Origin of the sequence: Cellulomonas sp. A375-1, assembly GCF_001040865.1 — a bacterium.
Classification (GTDB): Bacteria; Actinomycetota; Actinomycetes; order Actinomycetales; family Cellulomonadaceae; genus Cellulomonas; species Cellulomonas gelida.
The window spans coordinates 58,479-72,943 of sequence record NZ_LFKW01000133.1 but is presented as its reverse complement, the minus strand read 5'-3'; the positions used below and the strand labels follow the sequence as shown (position 1 = coordinate 72,943).

The following is a 14,465-nucleotide window of genomic DNA, read 5'->3' as shown; positions in this document are numbered from 1 at the left end:
ACCCGTTCGCGCCGCCGTGCTACGCCGAGCGTGTGGTGCCCGAGCTGCGCTCCCGGATCGACGCGTGGCTGGGCGACGACGGGACGCCGATCCCCGACGACGAGCGGCGCAAACGTCGGGTGCTGCTGTCGGCGCACAGCCTCGGCGGCGTCGTGTGCGTGGCGACGCTGCTGGCGCGCTGGGACGGCCCCGCCGGACCGTACGACCACCGGGTCGGCCTGCTGACCTACGGCACCCAGCTGCGCGCGTACTTCGGACGGTTCTTCCCGGAGCTGTTCGGGCCCTCGGTGCTCGGCACACAGCCGAGCGCGGGCGCCCGGCTGTGGAACCCGGACCCGTGGGACTGCCCGGTGCCGCCAGGCGTGGCGCACGCCGGACCGACGCTGCGAGCCTCGCTCAGCGCGCACGGAGGAGAGGGGCGCGCCGGTGCCGTGCGCTGGCGCAGCCTGTGGCGGCGCACGGACTTCATCGGCTTCCCGGTCGACGCGTACGCCGACAGCGTCGTCGACGTGCCCGCGAGCGAGGTCGACGCGGACGCGTACCTGCTCGCGGTGGCGGCGCACAGTGGCTACCCGCGAGCGCCCGAGTACCGCCAGGAGCTCGACACGCTCGTCGCGCGGCTGCGCGCGAGCCGCGCCGTCCGGTGACGACGACGGCCGGTGGTCCCGCGGTGGCGCGCCCGCGGGGACGTATCCTCGCGGGATGCGCCGCGACAGCCTGACCTGGACGTTCTACGGGGCGTTCGTCGTCTGGGGCTGGTTCCTCTACTCCTTCAACCCGAGCGTGCCGCTGCTCGCCGAGGAGTTCGGCATCTCGGCCGCGCAGGCGGGCCTGCACGGCACCGCGATGGCCGCGGGCGCGGTGCTGGCGAGCTGGGCGGCGCCCACGCTCATCGCGGGTCGGGGTCGGCGCGCCGCGATCGTCGTCGCTCTGGGACTCGTCGCGGCCGGTGTCGTCGGGCTCGTGCTCGCGCCGTCGCTGTGGGTCAGCCTGCCGTCGGTCGCGGTCATGGCGGTGGGCGGCAACGTCGCGATCGCGTCGTCGCAGGCGGGGCTCGCGCGGCACCACGGCGAGGCCGCGTCGGCAGCGGTGACCGAGGCGAACGGCGTGGGGTCGTCCGTCGGCCTGGTCGGCCCGCTCGCCGCGGGGCTGTGCGTCGCGATCGGCTGGGGCTGGCGGCCCGCGGTCGCGGTGACGGTCGTGCTCGCGGGGGTCGTCGTGTGGCGCGCCCTGCGGATCCCGGTCGGCGGCGCGATGACGCCACCGACGCGCGGCCCTCACGCCGTGGCCGAGCAGCCGCACGCGCACGCCGTCGTGCGCCTGGACGGGCCGCACGGGGTCGAGCCGGTGCTCGGCTCGGTCGAGGCGACCGCCGTCGCGGTCGTCGAGCGGCCCGACGAGACCGAGCCGACCGCCCCAGCCGCCGACCCGCTCGCGCCCGTCACTCAGGCACCTCCGCGCCGCCGGCTCGCGGCGTGGTGCTTCCTCGGCAGCCTGGTCGCCGCGATCGCGCTCGAGAACGTCACGACGTTCTGGTCCACCGACCTGGTGCGCGACCAGACCGCCGCCGGCGCGGGGATCGCCACCGCCACCACCGCCGGGTTCGTCGCAGGGCTGTCCGCCGTGCGCTTCGTCGTCGGCCCGATGTCCCTGCGCGTGCGTCCCGCGCTGCTCCTCGCGGTGTCCTTCGTCGTGACCGTCGCGGGCTGGGCCGTGCTGTGGACCGCGACCTCCCCGACCGTCGCCGTGGCGGGGCTCGTGGTCGCCGGCGTGGGCTGCGGCGCGCAGTACCCGCTGTCCGTCGCGCTGCTGCTGTCGACCGCCCCGGGTGCGCAGGACTCCGCACAGGCCCGCGCGACGCTCGCCGGCGGGCTCGCGATCGGACTCGCGCCCTTCGTGCTCGGCGCGCTCGCGGACGCGGTCGGCGTGCACACCGCGTTCCTCGTCGTCCCCGCCATCGCCGTCCTCGGGGGCGTGGCCTCCGTGCTCGGCGGGCGCGCGCTGCTGTCCGGCCGCACCCCGGCCGTGAGATCTTCCGTACGCCCGACACCTTGAGGAGAACCGTGTCCCACCTGGACCACCGCACCGCGCGAGCCGTCGTGACCGTGCTCGGGCCCGACGGCGCGCCGCTCGCCGACACCGACGTCACGGTCGCGCAGACGCGGCACGCGTTCGGCTTCGGCTGCACGGGCTTCGAGTTCCTGCGCCGGGAGCCGCAGGCCTCGTCGCCGCTCGAGGACCTGTGGCTCGACCTGTTCGACACGGCGACGCTGCCGTTCTACTGGCGGCACTTCGAGCCCGAGCGCGGCCACCCGCGCACCGCCGTCCTGCGCGAGGCCGCGAGCCGGCTCGTCGAGCGGGGCGTGCGCGTCAAGGGTCACCCGCTCATGTGGCACACGCTCGCGCCGGGCTGGCTGCTCGACCTGCCGGTCGACGAGGTCGAGCGCGTGCAGCGCGAGCGCATCACGCGGGACGTGAGCGAGTTCGCGGGGCTCGTCGACACGTGGGACGCGATCAACGAGGTCGTGATCATGCCCGTGTTCCGCGCCGAGAAGAACGCGATCACCCCCCTCGCATGGGAGCGCGGGCGCATCGCGACGATCCGCCTCGCGTTCGAGACGGCACGCGCCGCGAATCCCAGCGCGACCCTCCTGCTCAACGACTTCGACATGTCGACGGCGTACGAGTGCCTCATCGAGGGCGTGCTCGAGGCGGGCATCCAGGTCGACGTGCTGGGGCTGCAGAGCCACATGCACCAGGGCTGGTGGGGTGAGGAGAAGACCGCGCGCGTGCTCGAGCGCTTCTCACGGTTCGGCCTGCCGCTGCACTTCACCGAGACCACGCTCGTCTCGGGCCACCTCATGCCGCGCGAGATCGTCGACCTCAACGACTACCGGGTCGACGAGTGGCCCTCGACGCCCGAGGGCGAGCAGCGCCAGGCCGACGAGCTCACACGGCACTACCAGATGCTCGTCGAGCACCCCGCGGTGCAGTCGGTGACGTACTGGGGTCTGGGCGACGAGGGCGCGTGGCTGGGTGCGCCCGCCGGTCTGGTCCGCCGCGACGGGACGCCCAAGCCCGCCTACACGGCCCTGCGGGACCTCGTGCGGGGGCAGTGGTGGCACGCGCCGACCACGACGCGCACCGATGCCGCCGGGCAGGTCGCGGTCGAGGGGTGGCGCGGCGACTACGAGGTGCGACGGGGCGACGCGGTCGCGGCGTTCGTCGTGGGCGACGACGAGCGGGTCGCCGTCCGCCTGCCGTAGTGCAGACGGGCGCGTCGAGGAGTCGTGCGCGCCTGGGAAGATCTCTGACGTGCCTCACCTCGACCTGCGGACCGTGACCGACCCCGGCGACGACCGGCTCGCCGACTACGTCTCGCTCACCGACGTCGCCCTGCGCTCCAAGCACGAGCCGGCCAAGGGCCTCTACATCGCCGAGAGCTCGACCGTGCTCGAACGCGCGCTGCGCGCGGGGCACCGGCCGCGCTCGGTGCTGCTCGCGCCGCGCTGGGTGCCGGACCTGGAGCGCATGGTCGCCGCGCTGCCCGCGCAGGACGACGAGCGGGAACCGATCACGGTGTACGTCGCCGACGAGCCCGTGCTCGAGGCGATCACCGGCTTCCACGTGCACCGCGGCGCGCTCGCGGCGATGCACCGCCCGCCCCTGCCCGCCGTCGCCGACGTGCTGGCCGGTGCGCGGCGCGTCGCCGTGCTCGAGGACATCGTCGACCACACCAACGTGGGCGCGGCGTTCCGGTCGGCCGCGGCGCTCGGCGTGGACGCGGTGCTGGTCACACCGCGCTGCGCGGACCCGTTGTACCGGCGCTCGGTGCGCGTGTCGATGGGGACCGTGTTCCAGGTGCCGTGGACGCGGATCGAGCCGTGGCCGGACGGCGTCGCGGCGCTGCGCGCGGCGGGGTTCGTCTCGGCGGCGCTCGCGCTGTCCGAGGACGCGATCACGCTCGACGAGCTGGTCGCGGACCCGCCGGAGCGGCTCGCGATGGTGCTCGGTGCCGAGGGGCACGGCCTCAAGGCGACGACGGTCGCGGCGTGCGACCTCGTCGTGCGGATCCCGATGGCCGGGGGAGTCGACTCGCTCAACGTCGCGGCGGCGGCCGCGGTGGCGTTCTGGGCGACGCGCGTCGGGTGACGCGGCGGGGCCGCGACGTCGCGGACCCGGTGCCGGCCGACCGTCAGGCCGGTGGGGTGCTCAGTCCCAGAAGGGCGGCAGGTCGTCGTCGAGCGCGCGAGCGGCCGCGAGGAACGTGGTCTCGATGACCTCGTTGCTCAGGGTGGTGACGGTGTCGGTCTGTTGGTCGGTGGGGTCGGCCAGGAGCAGGTCCATGACTTGATGGTCGGCCGCGCGGCGGGGTGCGAGCAGGGACCTGCGTCCCGCTTCGGGCGCCCGTGGTGGGCGACTTCGACCACATCTCACGCGACCTTCACAGGGGCCTCACGGGGCGGTCATCGGTGCATCAAGTCCAGGTGCGCGAAGCGCCAAGGATCTCAGAGCAGGGCGAGCCCGTCGACGACCTCGGCGCCGGGCAGCCGCGCCAGCAGCGCGCCCGGCAGGGCGATCTTGGAGCGCCGGAGCCCGCTGCCGATGACGACCAGCTCGCCGGCCTCGTCAGGCTCGGTGACGCGCGCGTCGACCAGCACGCGGTACCCGGCTGGCAGCCCGACCGGCGTGATGCCCCCGTACTCCATGCCCGACTCCGCGGTGGCGCGGTCCATCGGCAGGAACGAGGCCTTGCGGACGTCGAGCAGACGCTTGACCGCGTTGTTCACGTCCGCCCTGGTGGTCGCGCGCACGACCGCCGCGGCGACGCGCTCGAGTCCCTCGCGTCGACCCGCGACCAGCACGCAGTTCGCTGACGCCGATGGGGGCAGGTCGAACGCCGCGGTCAGCGCGGCGGTGTCCGCGAGGTCCGGGTCGATCTCGGCGACGAGCACGCGTGACGCGACCTCGTCGTCGTCGGCCGCCCACCCGGCCAGCGTCGCCGCGGTGCTCGGCGCGACGAGGTCGAGGCGCTCGAGCGCGGGCTGCCAGGTCAACGTCCCCAGGGTCACGCGCGCAGCCTACCGACGCCGTCCCGCCCGTCGAGAGCCGAGGTCTCGACGGGCGGGACGGCGTGCCGGGGGAGGGCGTCAGCGCTGGTACGTCCCGACGAGGACGCCGCGCGCGAGCGTGTGGAAGACCAGCGCACAGCTCGCGGCACCGGGCGAGGTGTCGGCGGTCAGGCCGAGGTCGGCCGTGTCGAGCGCGTGCACGACGAGGAAGTAGCGGTGCACCTGGTCGCCGGGCGGCGGCGCGCACCCGGTGTAGCCGACCTCGCCGTCGTCGTTGCGGAGCTGGAGTGCGCCGGCAGGAAGCGCGAGGCCGTCGGGCGTGCCCGCTCCCGACGCCAGCGACGACACGTCCGCGCCGAGGCCGAGGACCGTCCAGTGGAACCAGCCGGCGACGCCCGGTGCGTCGGGGTCGAACACGCTCACCGCGAAGCCGCGCGTCCCCGCGGGTGCACCGGTCCACGCGACCTGGGGCGACACGTTGCGTCCGCGGGCGGTGTTCGTGTGCACGTCGGGGACCGGCGCGCCGTGGGTCCAGTCGGTGCTGGTCACGACGAGCGTCGGCACCACGGGCAGGAGGCTGTACGGATCAGGGGCGACGGGGCGGGCGATCGAGGTCACGGCTCCTCCGGGGTCGTCGTGGACGTGCGGGATCCGGATGTGGCAGCGCCCATCGTGGCCTCCTCGCCGCGCACGTGCGAGCGAGCGTGCTCCAACGCGGTGCCCAGGTCGTCGAAGAGGTGGTGCTCGTGCGCGAGCACGTCCAGCACGCCCACCGACTTCACGACGCGGTGGTGCTGCGGGCGCAGCCCCTTGAGCAGGACGACGATCCCGCGGTGCTGCAGGTCGATGACGATCTGCGCGAGCGCGTGCGCGCCGCTCGTGTCGAGGACGCTCACGCTCGACAGCCGCAGCACCACCACCCGGACGTCGGTGACCTGCGCGAGCTCGTCGAGGAACCGCCGCACGTCCGCGAAGAACAGCGCGCCGTCGATGCGGTAGACGGCGATGTGCTCGTGCAGCAGGGCGCGCTCGTCGTCGGCGTGCAGCACCTCGTCGGGCGCGTCCTCGCGGTGCAGACCGCTCGCCCGTGCCACCGCGCGCAGCGCGAGCACGGCGGCCACCGCGACGCCGACCTCGACCGCGAGCACCAGGTCGAACACGACCGTCACGACGAGCGTCGTGAGGAAGACCGCTGCGCCTGACCGACCCGAGCGGCAGATCGCGGCGGCCGTCGAGACGTCGACCATGCGCGCGGCCGTGACGAGCAGGACCGCGGCGAGCGCCGCCAACGGGATCCGGCCCACCCACGGCGCCGCGAGGTAGACGACGCCCGCGAGCAGCGCCGCGTGGCTGAGAGCCGCCACGCGGGTGCGCGCCCCCGAGCGCACGTTGACCGCGGTGCGGGCGATCGCGCCGGTCGCGGGCAGCCCGCCGAACAGGCCGGACGCGACGTTCGCGAGACCCTGCCCGACGAGCTCGCGGTTGGGCTTGGTGCGCGCCAGGTCGTCGGCCATGCCGTCGGCGACCCGCGCCGACAGCAGCGACTCGAGCGCGGCGAGCGCCGCCACGGCGAGCGCGGACGAGAACAGCGCACTCGTCGTCTGGGCGTCCACGACGGGCAGGTGAGGGGCGGGCAAGGAGGCCGGGAGGGCGCCGATCCGAGGGACGTCCAGGTCGGCGAGCTCGGCGACGAGGGTGGCCACCACGACGGCGACGAGGGAGGCGGGAATCCCGCGACGGAGCCGGGGGAGGACGACCATGAGCGCGACCGCCAGGACGACGAGCGCGAGCGGGGCGACCGCGGCTGCCCAGTCGACGTCACCGATCGTGTCCAGGGCCACCTGCGCCGCGTTCGTGCCCGGCGCGGCGGGGGTGCCCAGTGCGAGCGGGACCTGCTGCAGCGCGATGACCAGGCCGATGCCGACCGTGAACCCCTCGACGACGGGCCACGGGATGTACGCGACGAGCCGGCCGAGGCCCAGGACGCCCGCCAGCACGACGAGGCCGCCCGCCATGATTGCGACCACGGGCACGGACTCGGGTCCGAACCGGGCGACCACGGGGAGCAGGACGACCGTCATCGCGCCGGTCGGCCCGCTGACCTGCAGGTGCGAGCCGCCGAGGACCGCGGCGACGGCTCCCGCGACCACGGCCGTCACGAGGCCCGCCGCCGCGCCCAGCCCCGACGACACACCGAAGCCGAGCGCGAGCGGCAGCGCGACGATCGCGACCGTGAGGCCCGCGAGCAGGTCGCGGCGCCAGGAGCGCGACAGCCCCGTGTAGTCGTCGCGGTGCGGTGCGAGGGCGATCACGCGGCGGCGTGCGGCGACGAGCAGTGCGCCGGGGTGGGTCTGGCCGAAGGTGAGGTCAGGGGTGGTGGTCGGTGCCTCGTCGACGCTCACGCGTCGCCGTCCGTGAGGAGCTCGTGGCGGCGCGCGGCGGCGTCGACGAGGACCGCGCGGGCGGCGGCGAGCATGTCGGCCACGGCGGGCAGGGCCAGGGCGTAGTGGACCGCGTTGCCGGTGCGCCGCGCGGTGACGACGCCGGCGCGTCGCAGCACGCCGAGGTGCTGCGACAGGTGCGAGGCCTCGAGCCCCAGCTCGGTGAGCAGCTCGGCGACCTGGCGGTCACCCTCGACGAGGAGCTCCAGCGTGCGCACGCGCACGGGGTGTGCGAGCGCCTTGAACAGGTCGGCCTTGACGTCCGGGAGGGGACGGTCGAGGCCGTGGGCACGCAGTGGCACGGGACCTCCGATGGCCTGCCGCAGGTTTGATGGATTGATCAATCCGTCAAACCATACGCCTCCGACGACCGGTCGACGGGACCGCAGGTCCCACCTGGTGGCGTGCGCTGCCCGGGGTGTGCCGGGGGGTCGGGCGAGGGTGCGGAGCCGCCGCCTGCGAGGTTGACACCGGGACTGTGGGCGACGTGTACTAGGGTGATCGAACAAGCGTTCGAACGGTTTGCCGTCTCTTTCGCGTGCGCCACGTCGCGCTCAGCGGGGCGGTGCCGTGGCAGGAGACGAACACAGGGACGGTCATGACGGTCGAGGTGCTGACCCGGGAGGAGCGAGTCGCCCGCGCTCGCCTCGCCCTGGCTCACGCCGAGCTCCGTACCGGTGCCCGCAGCGTGCACCTGCGCACCGAGGCGCCCGCCAGGTCGCCCGAGCCCGCTGTGCTGCCCCGGGACACCACGGGTCTGGACGCCGTTCTGCCGGACGCCGTTCTGCCGGACGCTGTTCTGCCGGACGCCGTCGTGCAGGCGGTTCACGGGGCGCGGTCCACGCGCACCGACGCCCTGAGCGCGGCGCTGCCCACCACGGCGCTGCCCACCACGGCGCTGCTCACCACCGAGCGCCCGGCGCTGCCCGTCCCGCCCGCGCTGGCGCCACTGCTCCCGGACGGTCTGCGCCGAGGGGCCACCACGGCGGTCCTCGGCTCGACCTCGCTCGCGGTGGCCGTGCTCGCTGCCGCGAGTGCGTCCGGCGCCTGGGTGACGGTCGTCGGGCAGCCCGCTCTGGGTCTGCTCGCCGCGGCGCAGGCCGGCGTCGACCTGACCCGCCTGGCCGTCGTCCCGTCCCCGGGGGCGGATGCCGCGACCGTGCTCGGGGCGCTCGTCGACGGCATGGACGTGGTGGTCGTCGGACCGCAGGCCGCCCTCGTCGACGCCGACCGGCGCAGGCTGTCCGCGCGGGCGCGCGAGCGCGGTGCGGTGCTGCTCGCGACTGTCGCCTGGCCGGGCGCGGACGTGATCCTGACCGTGGACCCCGTCGGGGGTCAGGGCGGGTGGCACGGGGTGGGCTCGGGTGAAGGACGCCTGCGCACGCAGCAGGTCCGCGTGGCCCGCACCGGTCGGCGCGGCGCGGCCGTGCCGTTGTCGCTCGTGCTCGCGCTGCCGCTGGCCGCCCCGGACGGCCTCCCCGACGACCCCCGTCGACGGGCCGCCCCGCAGTCCACAGCCGTCGTGTCACCGGCGGCGGCGCGGCCTGACCTGCGGCTCGTCGGATGAGCACGCGCACCACCGTCCTGTGGGTGCCGGACTGGCCCGTCGTCGCGGCGGTCGCGGCGCTCGAGGTCCCCGCGCACCTGCCCGCCGCGGTGCTCGCCGGTCAGCGGGTGAGCGCGGTCAACGCGCTGGCGCGGCTCGAGGGGGTGCGCCGCGGTATGCGCCGACGCCAGGCGCAGGGCTGCTGCCCCGAGCTGGAGCTGCTGCCGGCCGACGACGCGCGCGACGTGCGGATGTTCGAACCTGTGGCCATGGCAGCCGAGACCGTGGTGGCCGGCCTCGAGGTGGTCCGGCCCGGCCTGCTCCTGCTGCCCGCCGGTGGCGCCAGTCGGTACCACGGCTCGGAGGACGCACTCGCGGAACGGCTCGTCGAGGCCGTCGCGCAGGGCACCGGGCACGAGTGCGCGGTCGGGACGGCCGACGGGCTGCTCGCCGCCGTCGTGGCCGCACGCATCGGCGCGTGGGTCCCGCCGGGGGGCTCGCCGCAGTTCCTGGCATCCCGGCCGATGACCGAGCTCGCCTTCGCGGCGGTCACGCAGGAGGGCTCAGGCCAGGTCGACGAGCTCGTCGACCTGCTGCACCGGCTGGGCCTTCGTCGGCTCGGCCAGCTCGCGGCGCTGCCGTCCGCGGACGTGCACGCGCGGTTCGGCCGCCTCGGGGTGTGGGCGCACCTGCTTGCGCGCGGCGACGACGAGCGTCCTCCCGTGCGTCGTCGCCCGGAGGCGGACCTCGACGTCAGCACCGAGCTGGACCCGCCGGTGGACCGCGTGGACACCGCGACGTTCGCGGGTCGTCGGCTGGCCGAGGACCTGCACGCGATGCTCGTCGCGCGCGGGCTGACGTGCGGACGGCTGGAGATCGCGGCCCGCACCGACGAGGGCGTCGACCTGGTCCGGGTGTGGCGCACCGACCTCGGCGGGTGGGGCGGGCTGTCGCCGTCGCGCATCACCGACCGCATCCGCTGGCAGCTCGAGAGCTGGCTCACCACCACGGCCGTGACGACCGCGCGCTCGCGCCGGCTCGACGCGCGCACCCGCCGGCAGTCGTCGGCGGACCTGGCGGCCGCCACCGGCCCCGAGGCGCCGGAGTGGGACCCGCACCCCGAGGACACGCCGTCGGTCACGCTGGTCCGCCTGTCGGTCACCGCGCTCGACGTCGCGCCCGCGGGCGTCGAGCAGGGCCGCCTGTGGGGCGGGCCGTCCGGCGGCGACCTGCGCGCGCACCGTGTGCTGGACCGGGTGCAGAGCATCGTCGGAGGCTCGGGGCTGCTCACGGCCACGGTGCAGGGCGGGCGTGACGTGCGCGAGCAGGTCCACCTGCGTCCGTGGGGCGACCAGAGCGACCCCGAGCGTCCTCTGGACCGGCCGTGGCCCGGCCGGTTGCCGGCGCCCGCGCCCGCCACCGTGCTGCCGGAGCCCGAGTCGGTGCAGGTGCACGACGCGGCGGGCGCCCCGGTGGTGCTCGACGCGCGCGCCGGGTTCAGCGGTGTGCCCACGTGGGTGGTGTGGGGCGCCGGTCGACGGTCGCGTGTCACCGGGTGGGCGGGGCCGTGGCTGCTCATGAGTCGCTGGTGGGCGCAGGACCAGGCCGGTCCCGCGGTGGTGCGCGGGCACGTGCAGATGACGTTCGACGACGAGCCTGCGGCGCTGCTCACCGCGACGCCCACGGGGTGGGCGTGCGAGGCGCGCTATGACTGAGCGGACCCGGCCAGGCGGGCCGCGCTACGCCGAGCTGCACGCGCACTCGGCGTTCAGCTTCCTCGACGGCGCGAGCCAGCCCGAGGAGCTGGCGGCCGAGGCAGCGCGCCTCGGGCTGACCGCGCTCGCGCTCACCGACCACGACGGCCTCTACGGCGTCGTGCGGTTCTCCGAGGCCGCACGCAGGGTCGGGGTGGACACGGTCTTCGGTGCCGAGCTGCACCTGCCGGCACCCGACGCGCGCCGGCACGGGCGCGAACCCGCACCGCCACCGGGGCCGGGCGTGCTCGACGAGCCGACGGGCGTGCCGGACCCGCGCTCGACTCACCTGCTGGTCCTCGCACGCGGCCCGGACGGCTATCGGTCGCTGTCCCGGGCCATCGCACAGGGACACCTGGACACCGGGCGCAAGGGTGCCGCGGAGTACCACCTGGAGTCGCTGGCCGAGGCCGCGGCGGGCCAGTGGCTCGTGCTGACGGGGTGCCGCAAGGGTGCCGTGCGGCGCGCGCTCGCGGGTGGAGACCCGTCGGGCGTGGTCCCCGTCGCGCCCGGCGGTGCGGCCGCAGCGGCCCGGGAGCTCGACCGGCTCGTCGCCCTGTTCGGACGGGACAACGTCGCGGTCGAGCTGACGGCCGCCGGTGACGCGTACGACGACGAGCGCGCGGACGCGCTGGCCATGCTCGCGCGCGACGCCGGGCTGCCCCTCGTCGCGACCACCGCCGCGCACCAGGCGACCCCGCGCGACGCCGACCTGGCCGCCGCGCTCGCGGCGGTGCGCGCGCGCTCGTCGTTGCACGACCTCGACGGCTGGCTGCCGGCGGGACCGGGGGCCCACCTGCGCTCGGCCACGGAGATGCTGCGGCTGCACCGGCGCTACCCGGACGCCGTGACGACCGCTGCCGACCTCGCGGCGCAGTGCGCGTTCGACCTCAAGCTCGTCGCGCCTTCGCTGCCGCCGTACCCGGTGCCGCCCGGCCACACCGAGGCGACCTGGTTGCGCGAGCTGGTCCGGCAGGGTGCGCTCGAGCTGTACGGACCGCCCGAGCACGAGCGCGTCCCCGGGGCGTACGCGCAGCTCGAGCACGAGCTGCGCGTGATTGAGGAGCTCGGCTTCCCGGGCTACTTCCTGGTGGTCTACGACCTGGTCACGTTCTGCCGCGACAACGGGATCATGGCGCAGGGCCGAGGGTCGGCCGCGAACTCGGCGGTCTGCTACGCGCTGCGCGTCACCGCGGTGGACGCCGTGCACCACGGCCTGCTGTTCGAGCGCTTCCTGGCCCCCGAGCGCGACGGGCCACCGGACATCGACGTCGACATCGAGTCCGCGCGGCGGGAGGAGGTCATCCAGCACGTCTACGCGCGGCACGGCCGCACGCACGCCGCGCAGGTGGCCAACGTGATCTCCTACCGGCCGCGCTCGGCGGTGCGCGACGCCGCCCGGGCACTCGGGTACGACGCGGGTCAGCAGGACGCGTGGGCGAAGTCCATCGAGCGCTGGGGGAGCCTGCGCGCCGCACCGACGCCGGCCGCGCCCGACCCGTCGACTCCGGCGGCGAGCGTCGCACGCGAGGAGCGCCCGCACACCGGTCACTCGGGACCGTTGCCGGTCGTCACCGGGAGACAGCTGCGTGCCGAGGCGCGCGGAGCGCAGTGGGTCTCGGGCACCCCGGGTGGTCCGCGCTCGTCGTCGGCACCGGCACGAGGACGCAAGGGCGACGAGGTGCCGGGTCTCGCGACGGCCGACGGGCACGACGTCGTCCCGTCGCGCCTGCCGCCGTCCGCCGACGCGGAGGGCGAGATCCCGGACCAGGTCATCGACCTGGCCGAGCGGTTCCTGCGCCTGCCCCGGCACCTCGGGATCCACTCGGGCGGCATGGTCATGTGCGACCGCCCGGTGATCGAGGTCTGCCCGGTCGAGTGGGCGCGCATGCCGGGCCGCACGGTCCTGCAGTGGGACAAGGAGGACTGCGCCGACGCCGGGCTGGTCAAGTTCGACCTGCTCGGGCTGGGCATGCTCACCGCGCTGCGGATCGCGTTCACCTCCGTGCGTGATCACGGCGGGCCAGACCTGGACCTGCACGCGCTACCGCAGGACGACCCGCTGGTCTACGAGCTGCTGAGCGAGGCGGACACGGTCGGGGTGTTCCAGGTGGAGTCGCGCGCCCAGATGGGCACGTTGCCGCGGCTGCGTCCGCAGACGTTCTACGACATCGTCATCGAGGTCGCGCTCATCCGCCCCGGCCCGATCCAGGGCAACTCCGTGCACCCGTACATCGAGCGCGCGCGCGGGCGCCAGGAGGTGACCTACCTGCACCCGCTGCTCGAGCCCTCGTTGCGCAAGACGCTCGGGGTGCCGCTGTTCCAGGAGCAGCTCATGCAGATGGCGATCGACGTCGCGGACTTCACCCCCGCCGAGGCCGACCAGCTGCGCCGTGCGATGGGCTCGAAGCGGTCGACCGAGCGGATGCTCGCGCTCAAGGAACGCCTGATGACCGGCATGGCCTCGCACGGCATCTCGCGGGAGACCGGCGAGCAGATCTTCGACAAGCTCAAGGCCTTCGCGGACTTCGGCTTCCCCGAGTCGCACGCCTACTCGTTCGCGTTCCTCGTCTATGCGAGCGCCTGGCTCAAGGTCCACCACCCGGCGGCGTTCTACGCGGGCCTGCTGGCCGCCCAGCCCATGGGGTTCTACTCGCCGCAGAGCCTGGCCGCCGACGCGCGCCGGCACGGCATCGAGGTGCTGCGCCCCGACGTGCAGCAGTCGGGGGCCGCCGCGACCGTCGAACGCGTCGGGCCCACGCCGCCCGGGGGAGAGCCGCGGCTGGTCCCGCGTCCCAGCGGCACGGGCCCGACACCGCAGCCGGGCGTCCGCACGAGCAGCGGTTCGAGCAGGGAGGGCGTCGACCGGCCGGCGCGGTCGCTCGCGGTGCGGATCGGGCTCGCGGCGGTGCGGGGGATCAGCACCGCGCTCGCGGAGCAGATCGTCGAGGAGCGGGAGGCACGCGGACCGTTCGCCGACCAGCGCGACCTCGTCCGCCGGGTCCGGCTGACGACCGGCCAGCTCGAGGCGCTCGCCACGGCGGGCGCGCTCGACGGTCTCGGCGTGACGCGCCGCGAGGCGCTGTGGGCGGCGGGTGCGCTCGCGCAGGAGAACCCGCAGACGCTGCCTGGCGTCAGCGTCGGTGTCAGCGCACCCACGCTGCCCGGGCTGAGCCCGGTGGAGACCGCGACGGCCGACGTGTGGGCGACGGGGGTGTCGGTCGACTCCTACCCGACGCAGTTCGTGCGCGACGGGCTCGACGCCGCCGGGGTGCTGCGGGTCGAGCAGGCGTACCGGCACGAGACGGGGCGACGGGTCGCGGTCGCCGGGGTCGTCACCCACCGGCAGCGACCCGGCACGGCCGGCGGTGTCACGTTCCTGTCGCTGGAGGACGAGACCGGGCTGCTCAACGTCGTCTGCTCGGCGGGTCTGTGGCAACGGTTCCGGCGCACCGCGCGCACGAGCCGCGCGATGGTCGTGCGCGGGTTGCTCGAACGGCAGGACGGGGCGACGAACCTCGTCGCCGAGCACCTGGCCCCGTTGTCGCTCAAGGTCCGGTCGACGTCACGCGACTTCCAGTGAGCGCGCTCGACCTGCGCCGAGGCCGGCCCACGCCGAGCCTGCGAGCAGGGGCCGGCGCGGGCTCGGCGC

General features: G+C 75.3%; 11 protein-coding genes and 1 pseudogene. 7 read left to right on the top strand and 5 right to left on the bottom strand.

The features are described from left to right. The 4 genes and pseudogenes from CWIS_RS19040 to CWIS_RS14350 all read left to right on the top strand — a co-directional run. A pseudogene (locus CWIS_RS19040) lies at positions 1-647 on the top strand (hypothetical protein); the annotation flags it as partial. 55 nt (positions 648-702) lie between these two features. After that, positions 703-2,055 (top strand): sugar MFS transporter, encoded by a 1,353-nt coding sequence (locus tag CWIS_RS14360; protein ID WP_048343995.1) that lies wholly within the window; start codon positions 703-705, stop codon positions 2,053-2,055. A gap of 8 nt (positions 2,056-2,063) precedes the next feature. Then, entirely contained in the window at positions 2,064-3,266 is a 1,203-nt protein-coding gene (locus CWIS_RS14355) for an endo-1,4-beta-xylanase (protein WP_156186672.1), read from the top strand. A gap of 40 nt (positions 3,267-3,306) precedes the next feature. Continuing rightward, the gene (locus CWIS_RS14350) at positions 3,307-4,152 is read left to right on the top strand and encodes a TrmH family RNA methyltransferase (RefSeq protein ID WP_369796589.1); all 846 of its coding nucleotides are present in this window, start codon (positions 3,307-3,309) and stop codon (positions 4,150-4,152) included. 60 nt (positions 4,153-4,212) lie between these two features. On the opposite strand, the gene CWIS_RS19735 is transcribed toward CWIS_RS14350, so the two are convergent. The 5 genes from CWIS_RS19735 to CWIS_RS14330 all read right to left on the bottom strand — a co-directional run bounded on the left by CWIS_RS19735 (position 4,213) and on the right by CWIS_RS14330 (position 7,815). Continuing rightward, entirely contained in the window at positions 4,213-4,347 is a 135-nt protein-coding gene (locus tag CWIS_RS19735; RefSeq protein WP_255318462.1) for a hypothetical protein, read from the bottom strand. Between the two features lie 161 nt (positions 4,348-4,508). Next, positions 4,509-5,072, bottom strand: coding sequence for a YbaK/EbsC family protein (locus CWIS_RS14345; RefSeq protein ID WP_048343992.1), 564 nt, complete (start codon positions 5,070-5,072; stop codon positions 4,509-4,511). 78 nt (positions 5,073-5,150) lie between these two features. Then, positions 5,151-5,690 carry a YbhB/YbcL family Raf kinase inhibitor-like protein gene (locus CWIS_RS14340; RefSeq protein ID WP_197080858.1) on the bottom strand — a complete coding sequence of 180 codons (540 nt, stop codon included), beginning with the start codon at positions 5,688-5,690 and terminating at the stop codon, positions 5,151-5,153. Further along, positions 5,687-7,474: a SulP family inorganic anion transporter gene (locus CWIS_RS14335; RefSeq protein WP_082156490.1), complete on the bottom strand. Its 1,788-nt coding sequence runs from the start codon at positions 7,472-7,474 to the stop codon at positions 5,687-5,689. Before CWIS_RS14335 ends, CWIS_RS14340 begins: the two co-directional genes overlap by 4 nt. Continuing rightward, positions 7,471-7,815, bottom strand: a complete 345-nt coding sequence (locus CWIS_RS14330; protein WP_048343991.1) for a metalloregulator ArsR/SmtB family transcription factor — start codon at positions 7,813-7,815, stop codon at positions 7,471-7,473. Before CWIS_RS14330 ends, CWIS_RS14335 begins: the two co-directional genes overlap by 4 nt. 296 nt (positions 7,816-8,111) lie before the next feature. Here CWIS_RS14330 and CWIS_RS14325 point away from each other — a divergent pair, with 296 nt between their 5' ends. The 3 genes from CWIS_RS14325 to CWIS_RS14315 are packed head-to-tail and all read left to right on the top strand — an operon-like array spanning position 8,112 to position 14,396. Then, on the top strand, positions 8,112-9,080 hold the full coding sequence (locus tag CWIS_RS14325) for a hypothetical protein (protein WP_048344008.1): 969 nt from the start codon (positions 8,112-8,114) through the stop codon (positions 9,078-9,080). Beyond that, positions 9,077-10,774: a DNA polymerase Y family protein gene (locus CWIS_RS14320; RefSeq protein ID WP_048343990.1), complete on the top strand. Its 1,698-nt coding sequence runs from the start codon at positions 9,077-9,079 to the stop codon at positions 10,772-10,774. Before CWIS_RS14325 ends, CWIS_RS14320 begins: the two co-directional genes overlap by 4 nt. Then, positions 10,767-14,396 (top strand): PHP domain-containing protein, encoded by a 3,630-nt coding sequence (locus CWIS_RS14315; protein WP_048343989.1) that lies wholly within the window; start codon positions 10,767-10,769, stop codon positions 14,394-14,396. The genes CWIS_RS14320 and CWIS_RS14315 overlap by 8 nt, the downstream gene beginning before the upstream one ends. Positions 14,397-14,465 lie beyond the last annotated feature (69 nt).

Bases quoted from the DNA above. Each gene is read 5' to 3' on its own strand.
- CWIS_RS14360 (WP_048343995.1), top strand. From the start codon at position 703: ATGCGCCGCGACAGCCTGACCTGGACGTTCTACGGGGCGTTCGTCGTC.
- CWIS_RS19735 (WP_255318462.1), bottom strand. From the start codon at position 4,347: ATGGACCTGCTCCTGGCCGACCCCACCGACCAACAGACCGACACCGTC.
- CWIS_RS14325 (WP_048344008.1), top strand. From the start codon at position 8,112: ATGACGGTCGAGGTGCTGACCCGGGAGGAGCGAGTCGCCCGCGCTCGC.
- CWIS_RS14320 (WP_048343990.1), top strand. From the start codon at position 9,077: ATGAGCACGCGCACCACCGTCCTGTGGGTGCCGGACTGGCCCGTCGTC.
- CWIS_RS14315 (WP_048343989.1), top strand. From the start codon at position 10,767: ATGACTGAGCGGACCCGGCCAGGCGGGCCGCGCTACGCCGAGCTGCAC.